11 protein-coding genes are annotated in these 14,837 nt (G+C 44.3%); 5 read left to right on the top strand and 6 right to left on the bottom strand.

Annotated elements, in window-relative coordinates:
• The first annotated feature begins 770 nt into the window (after positions 1-770).
• Both GTW09_RS07465 and GTW09_RS07470 read left to right on the top strand, forming a co-directional pair.
• The gene (locus tag GTW09_RS07465; RefSeq protein ID WP_163111294.1) at positions 771-2,528 is read left to right on the top strand and encodes an autotransporter assembly complex protein TamA; all 1,758 of its coding nucleotides are present in this window, start codon (positions 771-773) and stop codon (positions 2,526-2,528) included.
• Positions 2,525-6,319, top strand: a complete 3,795-nt coding sequence (locus GTW09_RS07470) for a translocation/assembly module TamB domain-containing protein (protein WP_239059311.1) — start codon at positions 2,525-2,527, stop codon at positions 6,317-6,319. The genes GTW09_RS07465 and GTW09_RS07470 overlap by 4 nt, the downstream gene beginning before the upstream one ends.
• Before the next feature lie 17 nt (positions 6,320-6,336).
• Here the strand turns inward: GTW09_RS07470 and GTW09_RS07475 are convergent, their stop codons facing one another.
• Both GTW09_RS07475 and GTW09_RS07480 read right to left on the bottom strand, forming a co-directional pair.
• Positions 6,337-6,957, bottom strand: coding sequence for a hypothetical protein (locus tag GTW09_RS07475; RefSeq protein ID WP_163111296.1), 621 nt, complete (start codon positions 6,955-6,957; stop codon positions 6,337-6,339).
• On the bottom strand, positions 6,950-7,456 hold the full coding sequence (locus GTW09_RS07480; RefSeq protein WP_163111298.1) for an RNA polymerase sigma factor: 507 nt from the start codon (positions 7,454-7,456) through the stop codon (positions 6,950-6,952). Before GTW09_RS07480 ends, GTW09_RS07475 begins: the two co-directional genes overlap by 8 nt.
• Positions 7,457-7,699: 243 nt before the next feature.
• On the opposite strand from GTW09_RS07480, the gene GTW09_RS07485 reads away from it, so the two are divergent.
• On the top strand, positions 7,700-7,972 hold the full coding sequence (locus GTW09_RS07485) for a hypothetical protein (RefSeq protein WP_163111300.1): 273 nt from the start codon (positions 7,700-7,702) through the stop codon (positions 7,970-7,972).
• 69 nt (positions 7,973-8,041) lie between these two features.
• Here the strand turns inward: GTW09_RS07485 and GTW09_RS07490 are convergent, their stop codons facing one another.
• The 4 genes from GTW09_RS07490 to proB are packed head-to-tail and all read right to left on the bottom strand — an operon-like array spanning position 8,042 to position 11,486.
• Positions 8,042-8,944: a DMT family transporter gene (locus GTW09_RS07490; RefSeq protein ID WP_163111302.1), complete on the bottom strand. Its 903-nt coding sequence runs from the start codon at positions 8,942-8,944 to the stop codon at positions 8,042-8,044.
• A 21-nt stretch (positions 8,945-8,965) separates the two neighbouring features.
• A complete protein-coding gene (locus GTW09_RS07495) occupies positions 8,966-9,904 on the bottom strand; it encodes a D-2-hydroxyacid dehydrogenase (protein ID WP_163111304.1) in 939 nt (312 codons plus the stop codon).
• Positions 9,901-10,338, bottom strand: coding sequence for an acyl-CoA thioesterase (locus GTW09_RS07500; protein WP_071981024.1), 438 nt, complete (start codon positions 10,336-10,338; stop codon positions 9,901-9,903). The genes GTW09_RS07495 and GTW09_RS07500 overlap by 4 nt, the downstream gene beginning before the upstream one ends.
• 29 nt (positions 10,339-10,367) lie before the next feature.
• A complete protein-coding gene (gene proB, locus GTW09_RS07505) occupies positions 10,368-11,486 on the bottom strand; it encodes a glutamate 5-kinase (protein ID WP_071981025.1) in 1,119 nt (372 codons plus the stop codon).
• A 193-nt stretch (positions 11,487-11,679) separates the two neighbouring features.
• On the opposite strand from proB, the gene GTW09_RS07510 reads away from it, so the two are divergent.
• Positions 11,680-14,160, top strand: coding sequence for a M1 family metallopeptidase (locus tag GTW09_RS07510; RefSeq protein WP_163111306.1), 2,481 nt, complete (start codon positions 11,680-11,682; stop codon positions 14,158-14,160).
• Complete coding sequence (locus GTW09_RS07515; RefSeq protein WP_163111308.1) at positions 14,153-14,698, top strand: DUF6702 family protein; 546 nt, start codon at positions 14,153-14,155, stop codon at positions 14,696-14,698. Before GTW09_RS07510 ends, GTW09_RS07515 begins: the two co-directional genes overlap by 8 nt.
• Positions 14,699-14,837 lie beyond the last annotated feature (139 nt).

The raw sequence follows: 14,837 nt of genomic DNA on the forward strand, positions 1-14,837 counted from the left end.
AAGCACGACTGGTTCGCGCCTGAAAGCCTGAATCTACGTGAGATAGTATACCGCAATATTGATTAAAAAGCCGCCAGCATTGCTTACACCTATCGCAGTTACTGGCAACTTAGTCGGTTAGTTATGCTCAAACATTAATATAAACTGAGCTGCTACTAAATACTTTTACTTCGTGAGGTAAGTGTTCAAGAATTCATCCATTTCCTGAAAGAATTGATGTCTGTTGCGCTGAATTGCATTACATTCCTTTGTTATTAATATGCGATACGTATAGGTCTTTACAACCTAATGTTAACTTCAACAGCCTCAGAGTAAATACTTATCGCTCTATTCACACTCACTATACGTATTAAATGTGTTACACAGTGCTCGAAAGGCAAAAGGTGACAAAGCGCACCCGTCTTTTTAGTTTAAGTAACGCAAATTTTTAATGGCTCATCGCGCAATTCAGATGAGAAATATGAATATGGTATGCTGCCACTGGATATGATTTGCAGCGTATTCGTAACACAAACGAAGGGAAATCAGGAGCGTCAGCCGTTATAATACTTCGGCAAGTATTCGTAAACTTCCATTTAACGGTAAGTAGGTTTGAATACTTTTATCGAGCGAGCCCGTATACCCAACCAATGCTTTAAGGATCTTGCATTTACATGCCCTCTATTACTGTAGAAATTAACCTTCTACTGCGATGTTTTTTTATCTGGTCGACATGCTGCCGCGTGCACATACGAAACAGTTTTGCCCTCGTGCGTGCTTTTTTTAACGCTATGCCTAAATTTGCAGCAGCTCTCTCTCTCGCACTGGCGCTAGGGCATGCTTCAGTAAACGCCCAGAGCGAAATTTCATATTCAATATCTGGCGTTGAAGACAGCAAGGTGAAAGAAAATATTCGAGTTCATCTGAATAACTTAGATGTAGAAAAGTCTTTGCTAAGCGACCCTTACTGGCAAGAAGAAGTATCTGAGACCGTAGCCAAAGCGGTACAGCCCTTCGGTTACTACAATAGTGAAACGGCGATTGCACTTAACGGTGAAAATAGTGTCAAGGTAACGGTATCTCTCAATAAGCCGCTCATCGTCAACAAAGTTACCCGAGAGATTATCGGCGAAGGGCGCACAGACAATAACTTTCGTTCACGCTTTAACGCCTTTAAGCTTAAACAGGGAGATGTTCTAAATCAGCCCGTTTATGAGGCATTTAAATCATCAATGTTTAACTACGCGCTATCTCATGGCTATTTTGACTTTTTCTGGCAGGCCACGCGCCTCGATTTAGTAAGAGAAGAAAAACAGGCGAACATTCTGCTAATTGCACAAAGCGGCCCACAGTACCACTTTGGCGATGTAAAAATAGTGGGGGACGACAAAGCGAAGGCCATTATAAAACGCCTGATGCCATTTAAACCTGGCGAACCATACTCATCATCAACTCTTAGTGATTTCAATCGCAGTTTGAACCAGTCAGGGTATTTTAGCCGTGTTATTGCGCGGCCTGTTGTAAGCGATGCAGATGGCCTACGAGTTCCAATTGAAGTGTCTCTTCTGCATCGTCCGTCAGACTCATTCAATGTGGCACTAGGCGCCGCTACAGATACAGGACCAAGAATTAGTCTTGGCTGGGAGCGCCCTTGGGTTAATAGACTTGGCCACTCAATGAACGCTGATATTTTTGTCTCAAAGCCCGAACAATCAGTATCTGCAGATTACCGCATACCGATGAAGAATATCACTCGCGACTATGTGAGTTTTGAGACCGGTTATCAATTTATAGAATTCAGCAATACGTCATTCGAAAGTGAAACCCTTTCTTTATCTGCACATCGCTATTGGCAAGACGATGGCTCTCCTTGGCAGCAAGATGGATCGATTACTTATTTGCGAGAAACGTACGACCAGGGCTCGCTGAATACCAATACTACATCCCTTGTTCTGCCAGGATACTCTGTAACCTATCGCAACAAAGACGGTGAACTCGACTTTAACAATGGCGTCTATTTTCAAGTACTTGGGCAAGTAGGTAGAGAAAATGCAGGATCAGACATAAATTTTGCCAAAGCCGTAGTTGAGGGCATGTTGATTACTACATTCAACAATGTTCACCGATTTACTTTTCGCGGAGAATTGGGCGCCATCAGAGCCAATAGATTTGCAGATGTGCCCACGTCACTTAGATTTTATGCTGGTGGCGATCAAAGCGTAAGAGGCTTTGACTTTAGGGACATTTCACCGAAGGCCGAGGTAATCAACCCAGAAACGGGCGAACTTAAAACTGAATCTATTGGCGGTAAATATTTATTCACCTCGAGTGTTGAATATGCTTACCGTATTGCTGATAAATGGCGTATAGCTGCATTTGTCGACGCTGGAACCGCCTCAAATACTACTGATGCTCAGCTTACTTATAGTGTAGGTCCGGGTGTGCATTGGCTTTCGCCCATTGGCCCAGTAAGAGTGTATATTGCCCGCGGTTTTGCACCAGATGAAAACCAGTGGGGCTTCCATCTTTTAATAGGGCCTGAAATATGAAGATGAAAAAGCGCACGCTATCAGCAATTCTGCTTTCTCCCGTTTTCTTTGTGGTCATCGTATATGCACTGCTAATCAGTCCTTTAGGCGGGCATGTAGTTAAGTTAATAGCAAACACCTTTGTAGCAAATTTATCGATAAAACAAATTGAAGGCGGGTTCGCTGGGCCGCTAACCATTACTCAAGTAAACTGGGAAAACCCTCAGTGGCGTGTTGAAGTAGGCAGAGTCTATGCCGACGTAACATGGCGATGTGCCTTTGAGCCTAGAGTGTGCATAAACAACTTAGAGGTAGAAAATGCGACGGTAACGCAACTCAAAGCCGCCGCTGATGAAGGTACAGAAGAACAAAGCGAAACCTTTGCACTTCCCATCCCCGTGGATGTTGCTCAGCTTTCATTACAAAACATTGAAGTTGAAACACTTAGCGCCCAAGTATCGGTAGACACCTTGCTGTTAGAGGATTTTTCTGGCGCCACTCGCATAAAATTTGACACTTTAGAGGTAAATGGCGTTGCTATAGCGCTCAATGAAGCTAAAGACACTAGCGAAGCTACGGGCACAACCGCTAAAAATAGAAGTGATAATGATTCAAAAACCGTAGAGCAAAATAGCTCGACATTAGATGCTCAAATTCCCACCTCATATTCACTCAATTATACAGTGCCTGAACTACCGATAATCGTCACCCCCATACCTGTAGAATTTGGCGCAGTGCGTATTAATGCGCTGCGCTTTAGCCAAGGCGATATTGAGCAACGTTTACTCGCGCTATCCCTTACTGATACCACGTTTCAGCATTCAGCGCTACGCATTGAGTCTTTAGATGTTAAGCATGAAAAAGGGCAGGTCTCGGGCTTTATTGATGCAGATTTAAAAGGCAATTACCCACTCGATATCGATTTAACCGGCTACGCATTGATAGACAGCCAGCGCCAAAATATAGAGCTGAACGCTACAGGGGCTTTGGATAATATTGATCTCTCTATTAATGCCAGTGGAATAATCACCGCCAGCACACGCTTAACGACAAACTTACTGTCTGAGTCTCTACCTATTAATTTTGACGCCAATTGGCAAAAACAGTCAATTCCCACCCTAGAGGGCGCAACACTGGACGCAGGCCAAATTTCCGTAAATGGAACCATGGGCGATTACAAAGTGCTGGGCAGCGGCTCTGCGAACTTACCCGACATTGGGGAGATTCCGGTCGCTTTAGATGTAGTGTTAAAAAAGAACAACATCTACGTCAACGAGGCGGATATTTCTGCGTTAGAGGGCAGCATAAAAAATACAGGTACGCTGTATTTGAACGACACCGTTGCCTGGCAGGGTAAAACCACCTTAACAAACGTTTCTGCTCAGCAGTTTAACGAATATGCGCCAACCGAGCTGCGAGGGAGTATCGAGAGTATCTTACAATATTCTGAGCGCGGAGGCTTACACGTTAGTTTGCGCGATATTGACATTGCCGGAAAGCTTCAAGATGAGCCGTTGCGCTTAGTTGGTGAAGCAGTATATGCGGGACCAAGTGACTTGCTCGTTACCAATGTGAATATCGAACAAAGCGAAAACCGAATAAAAGCGGTTGCTCAAGTGCTTAATAAACGGCATTTAAATGCAAATATCGATATAGACATAGCGTCGATTAACGCTTTGTATACTGAGGCATCTGGCGCCATAAAGGGCAATATTCAAGCCAGTGGTCCTTGGCAAAATCCATCTACAACCAGCACACTTAACCTCTCAAATGTAAGCGTATCTCCAAACTTAAACAAGCAGGCCGCAGAACAAGGCCCGTTAAACGGCGACGTGTCGATAACCGGCACCTATGAAAGCCATAACGCTGATATAGACCTCACTCTTCCAGAGCATGCCGTTAAGGTTGCCCTGTCGGGAGCATGGAAAAACAATTTATGGAAAGGCAGTATCTCTGAGACACAGCTAAGTATTGCAAATATGCGCTGGCTACTTTCATCGCCATTCAACCTTGAAGTGGGCACTGCGCCGCTCACGGCTAAGATAAGCAGTCACTGTTGGTCGTCAAGAGCCGAGGGTGAACTATGTATAGACAACGTGAATTATCAGGAAAATAAAGCAACCTGGGATATTAAAGCCTCGTCACTGCCTGTTGGCTTATGGGCAAACGAGCTTGCCCCTAGTGTAGTGTCAAAAGCATCAAGCGCGTCGCTCACTGTTAAGTCGAAAGGAAGTTACTCAAAGGCTGACCCTATAGACGCTACATTTACTGCTTCACTAAGCTCTGCACAGTGGCAATTAGGCGAAACACGTCCAATAGCGCTAACGATTAATTCTGTTGAAACCTCAGGGAATATTAAGCAAGGCAAATTAACGTCTACCTCTTTAATAGTGAGCGAAGATATCGGAGACGCTACGCTGAAACTTGATACTCGCCCTTTCGACGATAGAAAGCCCCTCGAAGGCACGTTGAGCATGGAAGGAATTGACGTATCGCCATTTAAACCAATATCGCCAGCCATTCGCACCTTAACGGGGTTATTAAACGGAGAGATAGCGCTAAAAGGTTATCTTGACGACCCACAGCTTAACGGTGAGTTAAATATTAAAAACGGAGCCATTGACATTCAAGACACTCCGGTTTCTCTTTCAGACTGGAGCCAATCTATTGTGTTAAACGGTCAGGTTGCCAAATTAGACGGTACTTTCACACTAGGCGGAGGTGACGGAGCATTAACCGGCGAACTGGATTGGTCTGCCAATCCTAGTGCAAAGTTTAGTCTCAAGGGAGATGGCTTTGAGATTCGCCAGCCGAATACGCGTTTAAAAGTGTCACCGAATTTAGACGTTGTTGCTACAAAAGAAAAAATAGATATCTCCGGCGACGTAAATATTCCATGGGCAAGAATTGAAATAGCGTCGCTGCCAGACAGCGCCGTATCGCCATCAAAAGATGTGCACTTACGCGGCGAGCCTCGCAAAGAAGAGCCCCTGGACATCGTCCATGCATCAGTAATGGTGCATATAGACCAAGCCAAAACCGAAGAGGTGAAAGTTGAGGCCTTTGGGCTAACGGCTAGTCTGTATGGTGGGATCCGTATTAATACGCAACCCGCACTCGTGGGCTATGGTGATTTGCAGATTTTAAACGGTCGTTATGTAGCATACGGGCAAAACTTGATTATTCAAACGGGTGAAATACAGTTTAACGGCCCTATTGGTCAACCTTCATTACTGGTAGAGGCAATACGTAATCCTGCGAAGACCGATGATGATGTAATAGCCGGTATACGTATAGACGGTTCAGCAGACTCACCAAGTATTAATCTCTTTTCCGAGCCCGCGATGGATCAGCAAGGCGTGCTTTCCTATTTATTGACCGGGTCTGGGCCAAACTCAGGGGCATCCGATCCGAATTATGCCTCGCTACTACTAGGTTTTGGCCTTTCTAATACTAAAACCCTTACCGGCCAAGTGGGGAGTGCTCTGGGCATCGACGACTTCAGTCTAAGTACTAATGAAGATATGCTGTCACTCACAGGCCAAATAAACGACCGCTTGTCTGTGGAATACAACGTGGATGTGGGTCTAGGGAATAATGACGTGAATAGCACATTACGCCGCCGACAGCTGCCGCCAGACCTAGCGTTAAAGTACCAACTGTTACCTAACCTTTATTTGGAAGCAATTCAAACTACGTTAGAGGACCAGTCTGAATTTGCGCTCGACCTCTACTATGAGTTTTTCTTAGGCGAAAACCGCAGGCGCTCTGAGAGCGATGACGAACAAAGCGATAAAGAAAATAACGACTAAAGAAACAAGAGTGCGCCCTAAACTGTGCGCTGCTCTGCCATCTCTTCTAGCGCTTTGAGTTGTTTTTCAAAGCGCTGTTGACGCTTGTGTGCCCAAATACCCCATACAATAAGAATGAGTGTTGCGATGGGAAAACTGATGGCGATTTTTTCCCATTTTTCGGGGCTTAATTCTCCAAAAAAGTATCGCTCTAATGCAAACGCAGGCAGCACAAAAAGCGCGGGCCATGCAGAGTGCTTGGTGATGAACGCAATGCGTATATTATTTTTTATCTGGCGCGTGTATTGATGTAAATGATCAAGAGTTTGTGAGTCTTTGGCAAAAGCCGCCACTCGTCGCAGCCACAATTGATAAATTAAAAACGGAATGGCCGTTGCCACCATAAAAATACATAACCCTTTTGCGGTAAAAGATAGCTCTCCCCAGTAAATAGATAAAAAATAGAGAGAAGGCAGAAGCGCTAAAGAATCTATAACCATATAAATACGCTGTTTTATTCGCTCGCTGTTAAAGCTTTTTTTTACTTCAGATAGGTCGATATCGTTAACTGGCTGATTCTGCCATAGCATAGTCAAATCAGTGTCACCACCTTTTACTCGATTAGCTTTTACTCGATCTTTATTATCATCGTTATGCATTGGGTTCCTCCTGCAGCACTTTTTGCTTTGCCCGTTTCAAAATAACACCCACATGATTTTTTGATATACCGCATACCTCGGCAATTTCGTCATAGCTTAATCCTTCTAACGACAGGGTAAGCACTTGTCTTGGCTGCAGGGGAAGTGCACGAACGGCTTGCAGCAAACGTGCTAGCGATTGCTGCTGGCTAGAAACGACTTCTGGAGAATACTGTGGACTTTGGTAACCATCAGAGCCCAACGTATCACTTTCATATCGGTGAGTATCAACACGTTTTACTTGGCTTGCTACGTGGGTTACCGCGCGATTGTGCGCAATTTTCAGAATATAGGTTTTTATACTACTATCGCCCTTGAACCGAGACAGTCCCTGCCACACAGCAATAGCAATCTCTTGCAAAAGCTCTTGCTGCATAGCGTCGTTAGCTTCGTAGCTATTTGCAACGCGGCTTAACAATGCTCCGTATTGTGTAAAAACGTCTTCAAATCCTTGGCCCAAGCGGGTTGCCCTTTCTAAAAGTTTTTATGTTTAGCAGGTACGTAAGTACCCTAATCATTACTGTAGCGAGTTGACCACTACAAAAATGCAGCAAAAAGCTCAACACACCCAGTTACAGTCTGCACCCATTTATTTTTATTACACGTTTTTAAATCTTTTTTGTAATTTATTCTGAAAAGCCGTGACTAGTAACAACGAATGCCTTGAACCAACACATAAATTACCCTAGTGAAGGAGAGTTCTATGTCTACATTAAGCCTTGTATTGTTACTTGGAAGTATCACCTCTATTGCGCTATTAGCGTGTTATTTAGACGCTAAATTTCAGTGGCGCTTGAACGACTGGATGAACGGAACGTGCAGTAACCCGTTTATAGCGAGCAAAGCAGCGCTACAGCAGCAGCGAATACAAGAAAAAGACGCTCAAATAGAAGCGCTTATGGCGCGAATAGAAACACTAGAAGCTATAGTGACTGAGCCAGCTTATGAACTAAACAAAAAAATAAATGCGCTTTAAGCCGTTTACTTAGTTAGGCCTTATTTTAGTAGGCCTTATTTTAGTAGGCTTTAGTTTGTTAAATTTGGTTTAGTGAGATAAAAAAGGGCGACGCATAAAGCGCGGTATTTTTCCCATGGCAATTGCGTTGCCCATTAGTACTACAGCAACACCGACGAAAGAAAGCGCTGTCCACTGATAGCCCTCAAAGAAGGTTGAAATTACCAGCGCAACCATGGGGTATACCAATACCACGTAAGCCGCTTTATCTGCCCCCATTTGTTGAAGTAATTTCATATAAGCCCCAAAGGCAAAAACAGAGCCAAACAAAGCTAGATAAAGCAGCGATAAATAAAACTCTGTACTGGTGGGAATAATGAGCTTACCCGGCAACAATAACGACGTTATAAATAGCAAAATCATGGCGTAAGACATGGCATAAAAGTTCATCTGAATCACCGGAGTGCCAGAAGTTAAAATCCGCTCAGAAATAACGTTGCCCACTGAAGCACAAAAAAAGCTGACAAAGGCAATGCTTAATCCTAAAGCCAGCGCTGCGTCCATGGCAACTTTCGAGAACTCGGGTACGAACAAACACACAATACCGCTTAGTCCAAACGTCGCCCCAATCACTACCTCTTTGCGAATAGGCTCTTTTAACCACCAGCGACGTAGCACCACGTTAATATAAATAATACAGGAGCTCATCAACGCTAAAAGCGCACTGATAATATGCGCCTGTGCCATGTAAAGCAGAGTGTAATTTAAGCTATAGAGAAATAAGCCCACCGCAGCCATCTTCACGTGTATGTGCAAGGGAAGGGCAAACGGCAGCCTTTTTACTAAACAATAAATTCCCAAGCATACGGCGGCAAGTAAGTAGCGCAGCGCTATAGCAAATGTCTCAGATGTATGGCCAATTTGATAGGTAATCGCAATCCAAGTTGAGCCCCAAATTAGACAGCACAATGAGAATAAGGTTGGGTTGTTCATTCGCCCATTAATCCTCAATTATCATTGCGCTAAAAATTGCGTTAAGTGGTTAACCGCTGAATCGAGCAAGGTTTGTCGCGCGCGTTTCCCCACCCATGCATTGTGTGGTGTTATTAACAAGTTGGGTAAATTGGCCTGCATTAAAATATGATCAGAGGGTGGAGGTTCAACAGACAATACATCGAGCCCAGCGCCACCAATTTGTTTATTTTTAAGTGCTCCAAGCAAGGCGGGCTCATCAACCAGTCCACCTCGCGCGGTATTGATTAAAAAACAATTTGGCTTCATTAACGATAGGGTTTCTGCGTTTATCAACTTGTCTGTCTCTTGCGTCAACGGACAATGAAGGCTTACCACATCAGCACTAGGTAATAGCGATGAAAGCGACGGGCGCGGATCGTCGGCTCTTCCTGGGCGCCCAGCGATAGTCACCTGCATGCCCATAGCTTTAAATAAACCTTCTACCCGCTTGCCAAGCTCGCCATGACCTACAATGACAGCGTGCATTCCCTCTAATTCAACAACAGGGTGAGACAGTAAACAAAAATGGGAAGATTCAGACCAAGCCCCCGCTTTTACATCATGCTGATAGTGCACAAACTGGGTGGCCAAATTAAGCAGTAGCGTTAACGCATGCTGCGCCACACTGCTGGTCCCGTATGCCTGAACATTTTGCACTTTAATATTATTTGTTTTGCAATACTCTAGGTCGATATTATTCATGCCGGTAGCTGTAACACCAATGTATTTTAACTTGGGCGCTTGGCGCAGCGCTTCTGCGCTTAGTACAACTTTGTTCACCAATACAGCAGCGGCACTTTCAATTCGCGTAACAACATCGTTTGGAAGGGTATTTTGATGCAACGTAAGGCATGCATCTACATCACTGAGTTGTTGAGTATCCAGCGACTCTAAATCTAATGTCTCTGCATCAAGAAACACCACATTAGGTAAACTCATACGGCATCGCTTATCGACTCAAGGGCCGCTTTTATCTTTACAGGAATAGGAATAGATTTATCTGAAGCCCTATCGACAAACACATGCACAAACTGCCCATGAGCAACTCTTCGCTGACTTTCTCCGGCGTAAACCGACAGTCCATAAGTGACTGAGCTCCTCCCTACCTTTTTTACACTCATACCAACATAGATATTTTCAGGGTAGGCTGCCGGAGCAACGTACTGACATTGACTACTAACCACGTACGCCACGGTCTTACCGTTGTGAATATCTAACCCACCCTGCTCAATTAAAAAGCGATTTACCGCCGTATCGAAAAAGCTGTAATACATCACATTATTGATGTGACCGTAGGCATCATTGTCCTGCCAGCGAGTAGCAATAGTAATTGAAAACGGATAGTCGGCGAGTGTTGGCGTTATTTCTGTCATAGGCATCCTGTATAAAAGGGCTTTCTCTGCTACAAAAGCACCATATCGTCTCTGTGCACAGCTACATTTGTCGTTTCATAACCTAGCACACTGGCAATATCTTTCGACTTTTTCCCTTTTATAAGTATTAAGTCTTTTGCGTTATATAAGCTTAATCCCTTTGCCACTGCTTGGTTTTCACACACTATTTCAACTGCTTCGCCTTGCGCAAAGTTTCCTTCTATTCCCGCAATACCCGAGGGGAGTAGCGAGGCTCCCTGCTCAATCAAAGCAACCTTGGCGCCTTTGTCGATAATAATACGACCAGCAGTTTTTAATGTGTGCGTTAACCATAAGCGCCTGGCATTAGAAGGGGTTCGCATAGCTTTAAAAAGCGTACCGGGCACCTTGCCAGCCAGCAGGGCGTCAAAAGTTTCACCGTGTCGACCATTGACGATAAGCGTTTGAATGCCGCTGTTTATGCATTTATCTGCTGCCTCTATCTTTGTGCGCATACCGCCAGTTCCAACAGACGTTCCGGCCCCTCCGGCTAACCCATAAATGGTGCTATCAATGCTTTCAACCACAGGAATTAACGTAGCATCTTTGTTTTTACGAGGATCGCTTGTGTAGAGCCCGTCAATATCTGAGCAAATAATCAAGGTGTCGGCTTGTGCGACTAATGCAGTGTAAGCACCAAGGTTGTCATTGTCGCCCACTTTAAGTTCATTCACTGCTACCGTGTCATTTTCATTCACGATAGGAAGTGCATGGTGATTGATAATCTCTCGAAGTGTATTTTTTATATTCACGTAACGCGTACGGTCACGAAGATCGTCGGCAGTAAGCAGTACCTGGGCACAAGGAAAATCAAAAAATCGCTGCCAGTTGGCCATCATGATGTTTTGGCCGATTGCGGCCATGGCTTGCTTTTCAGCAATAGACGGGTTTTGTCGTACCTTCACTTTATATTGACCAGAAGAGACTTTTCCGCGACCCGCGGCAACACTACCTGAGGAAACGAGAATAACTTCTTTTCCCTGCTCGCGACTTGCCGTGATAAAACGAGCTAATGCTAATAAATAACGACCGCTACATTCATTACCTTCTGGCGCAATCAATGCACTACCTACTTTTACGACAGCGCGCTGCCAAGAGAAACTATTCATATGGGAGAAAACAAGAAAAAACGGACAATAAGAATACGACAGTAATGGCGCAGAACAAAATGTTCTGTTACACAAACTTTGCGTTAAACCGGGGGTAGATTACGGTCAAAAACTAGGATTCAATTACTGAGGCTTATATACTAACTGTGATAATTTATAACAATTCCAACTAATCACGTTGCAAGGAAACACAATGAGTACCGCAAAACGACATTTTTTCTGGCTAGCGCCAGTACTGTCTATGCTGATTTCTCTTCCAAGTGCAAACGCCGCCATAAAACAAACAAAAGGCGACTTTGAAGATAAATTCCGTCAGCTAGATGAAGTTCTACCTACTCCAAACGTATACCGAAATGCCGCTGGCGAACCGGGCCATCAATATTGGCAGCAACAAGTAGATTACGATATCGACGTAAAACTGCTTGAAGGCGAGCGTCGTATTGAAGCAAAAGAAACGATTACTTATCACAACAATTCACCAGATACGCTGAAATATCTGTGGATTCAATTAGACCAAAACAAATTCCGCGATGATTCTATGTCAGCGCTTACTACCACATTTGGTGGTATTGGAAATCGTGGGCCAGCTACTCAAGCCGCCAACGGCGATACACCTGCTAAGTTGAGCATGGGCGCACTTCGTCGCCAGCAGTTCGTTGAAGATAACGAACTAGGCTACACCATCTCTCGCGTTGAAGATAAATCTGGCAAAGATCTTCGTCATACCATCGTGGGTACGTTAATGCGCGTAGATTTAGCTACGCCATTAAAACCAGGTAAAAAAGTGACTTTCGACATCGACTTCGCATTTAACATTGTAGAAGAAGATGCGGTATCTGCTCGTGCAGGTTACGAGCACTTCCCTGATGATGAACGTGAAGGCGGCAATGACATTTTCTTGCTTGCACAGTGGTTCCCGCGTTTAGCGGCGTACACCGATTATGAAGCATGGACTAATAAAGAGTTTATTGGCCGCGGCGAGTTCACATTAGAATTCGGTAATTACGAAGTAGACATTACCGTTCCTGCCGACCACATTGTGTCATCGACAGGTGAGCTTCAAAATCCTAAAGACGTACTTACAAAAACTCAGCGCGAACGTTTAAAAGAAGCAGAGAAAGCAGATCGCATTGTTTTTATCGTAACGCCTGAAGAAGCTATTGAGAACGAAAAAGAAGGTACATCAAAGCTAAAAACGTGGACGTTTAAAGCAGAAAATGTACGTGATTTTGCGTGGGCTTCATCACGTAAGTTTGCCTGGGATGCCCGCGGTTACCAACAAGGCGGCGACATACAGCCTCTTGTAATGGCGATGTCGTTCTACCCTAAAGAAGGTGGCGAGCTATGGCAGAAGTATTCTACTGAATCCATCATCCATACTATGGATGTGTATAGCCGCTTTAGTTTCGACTATCCTTACCCGGTAGCTCAGTCGGTTAACGGTCCTGTGGGTGGCATGGAATATCCAATGATTACGTTTAACGGCCCGCGTACCGAATTACAAGACGACGGCTCTCGCACGTACTCACTCGCTGAAAAACGCTTTCTTATCGGCGTTGTTATTCACGAAGTAGGGCATATCTATTTCCCTATGACAGTTAACTCTGACGAGCGTCAGTGGACATGGATGGACGAAGGTCTTAACAGCTTCTTAGACGGTGTAGCAGGTCGCGAATGGGACCCTACTATTCCATGGGGTGTTGAGCCACGTGATATTACAGGCTACATGAAGTCTCAAACTCAAGTGCCAATTATGACCCAGTCAGACTCGGTACTTCGCTTAGGTCCTAACGCTTATACTAAGCCTGCTGCAGCGCTGAATATTCTGCGCGAAACTATTCTTGGTAGAGAACTTTTCGACTTTGCATTTAAAGAATATGCTCAACGCTGGATGTTTAAACGCCCTACACCTTCAGACTTTTTCCGCACTATGGAAGAAGCATCAGGTGTTGATTTAGATTGGTTCTGGCGCGGTTGGTTCTACTCAACAGATCACGTAGATATCAGCCTTGACAGTGTTTACAAGCTTCGTTTGAACACAGAAGACCCAGATATCGACTTTGGCCGAGAACGCCAAGCAGAAATGGAAAAACCTCAGTCACTTACCGTCATTCGCAACAAAGAAGAAGGTAAAGAACTTTGGGTTGACCGCTTTGATGACATTAGCGATTTCTACGACGAAAACGATCGTTACACCGTGACAAATAAAGAGCGTAATAGCTATCAAAAATTCTTGAAAGGTTTAGAGCCGTGGGAGCGCACCGCGTTCGAACGTGCAGTAAGAGAAGATAAAAACTATTACGTGCTTAATTTTAGTAACCTTGGTGGCTTGGTAATGCCTATCATTCTAGAGTTGTCTTATGAAGACGGTACTAAAGAAGAGATGCGTATTCCTGCTGAAATTTGGCGCAGAACGCCAAAAGCAGTTAGCAAACTTATCGTAACTGAAAAAGACAAAGAGCTAGTGAGCGTTACCGTAGACCCGCATTGGGAAACGGCAGACGTGAATGTTGAAAACAATCACTATCCTCGTCGTATTATTCCTTCGCGCATCGAAGCATATAAAGGCAAATCTCGTAACAGCTACGAGTATCGCGACCTTATGCAAGACTCAAAAACTGAGTTAAAGACAGATGACGACGAAGAGGAAGGCGAAGAGGAAAAAGATGACTAATAAGTTGTCTATTGTTAAGCAGGGCGGTTTCGCCCTGCTTGCTATACTTTTGGTTGCAGGTAGCATGACTTACAGCAACGCGGCACAGGCACATCAAATTAAAGCTGCAATTACGACAGTGTTGTTTAATCCAAGAACGGAAAATATTGAAGTAATGCATCGTTTTAACATGCATGATGCTGAGCACGCGGTGAAGGTATTGTTTGAAAAGAACGCAGATATCATCGACGATAAAGGAACGCAGCAAGCATTTGCCGACTATGTAGGTAAACACTTTGCGTTGTTAAACATTGAAGATGAATCACTTCCGCTCACCCAAGTGGGTTTTGAAGTTGAAGGTAAGCACTTTTGGGTTTACCAAGAAACAGATCAGCCACCTGCGTTAGAGGGCCTTAAAATTCGTCATGATGCGCTAAGAGACCTGTGGCCTAGTCAAGTAAATACCATTAATGTTGAAGGCAATGGGCCGCTTAAAACCCTTACCTTTACAGATAATGTTACTCTCTTAGAAGTAGGCTTTAACGCCAGCCATCACTAAGGTTTTACTTTTCAATACATAAATACGTTTCAATTTATAATTACAAGGCCCGCAGTATTTACAGCTAAATATTGCGGGCTTTTTTGTATCCGTTTCTCTCGAATCTTGTCGTTTGTCTACCACCGAAGTCTTATGGCAT

It is taken from the genome of Alteromonas hispanica (assembly GCF_010500915.1).
Lineage (GTDB): Bacteria > Pseudomonadota > Gammaproteobacteria > Enterobacterales > Alteromonadaceae > Alteromonas > Alteromonas hispanica.

What these genes read in the sequence shown, in the direction of transcription:
- GTW09_RS07465 (WP_163111294.1), top strand. Translation starts at nt 771, where the DNA reads ATGCCTAAATTTGCAGCAGCTCTCTCTCTCGCACTGGCGCTAGGGCAT.
- GTW09_RS07470 (WP_239059311.1), top strand. Translation starts at nt 2,525, where the DNA reads ATGAAGATGAAAAAGCGCACGCTATCAGCAATTCTGCTTTCTCCCGTT.
- GTW09_RS07475 (WP_163111296.1), bottom strand. Translation starts at nt 6,957, where the DNA reads ATGCATAACGATGATAATAAAGATCGAGTAAAAGCTAATCGAGTAAAA.
- GTW09_RS07485 (WP_163111300.1), top strand. Translation starts at nt 7,700, where the DNA reads ATGTCTACATTAAGCCTTGTATTGTTACTTGGAAGTATCACCTCTATT.
- GTW09_RS07490 (WP_163111302.1), bottom strand. Translation starts at nt 8,944, where the DNA reads ATGAACAACCCAACCTTATTCTCATTGTGCTGTCTAATTTGGGGCTCA.
- GTW09_RS07495 (WP_163111304.1), bottom strand. Translation starts at nt 9,904, where the DNA reads ATGAGTTTACCTAATGTGGTGTTTCTTGATGCAGAGACATTAGATTTA.
- GTW09_RS07500 (WP_071981024.1), bottom strand. Translation starts at nt 10,338, where the DNA reads ATGACAGAAATAACGCCAACACTCGCCGACTATCCGTTTTCAATTACT.
- proB (WP_071981025.1), bottom strand. Translation starts at nt 11,486, where the DNA reads ATGAATAGTTTCTCTTGGCAGCGCGCTGTCGTAAAAGTAGGTAGTGCA.
- GTW09_RS07510 (WP_163111306.1), top strand. Translation starts at nt 11,680, where the DNA reads ATGAGTACCGCAAAACGACATTTTTTCTGGCTAGCGCCAGTACTGTCT.
- GTW09_RS07515 (WP_163111308.1), top strand. Translation starts at nt 14,153, where the DNA reads ATGACTAATAAGTTGTCTATTGTTAAGCAGGGCGGTTTCGCCCTGCTT.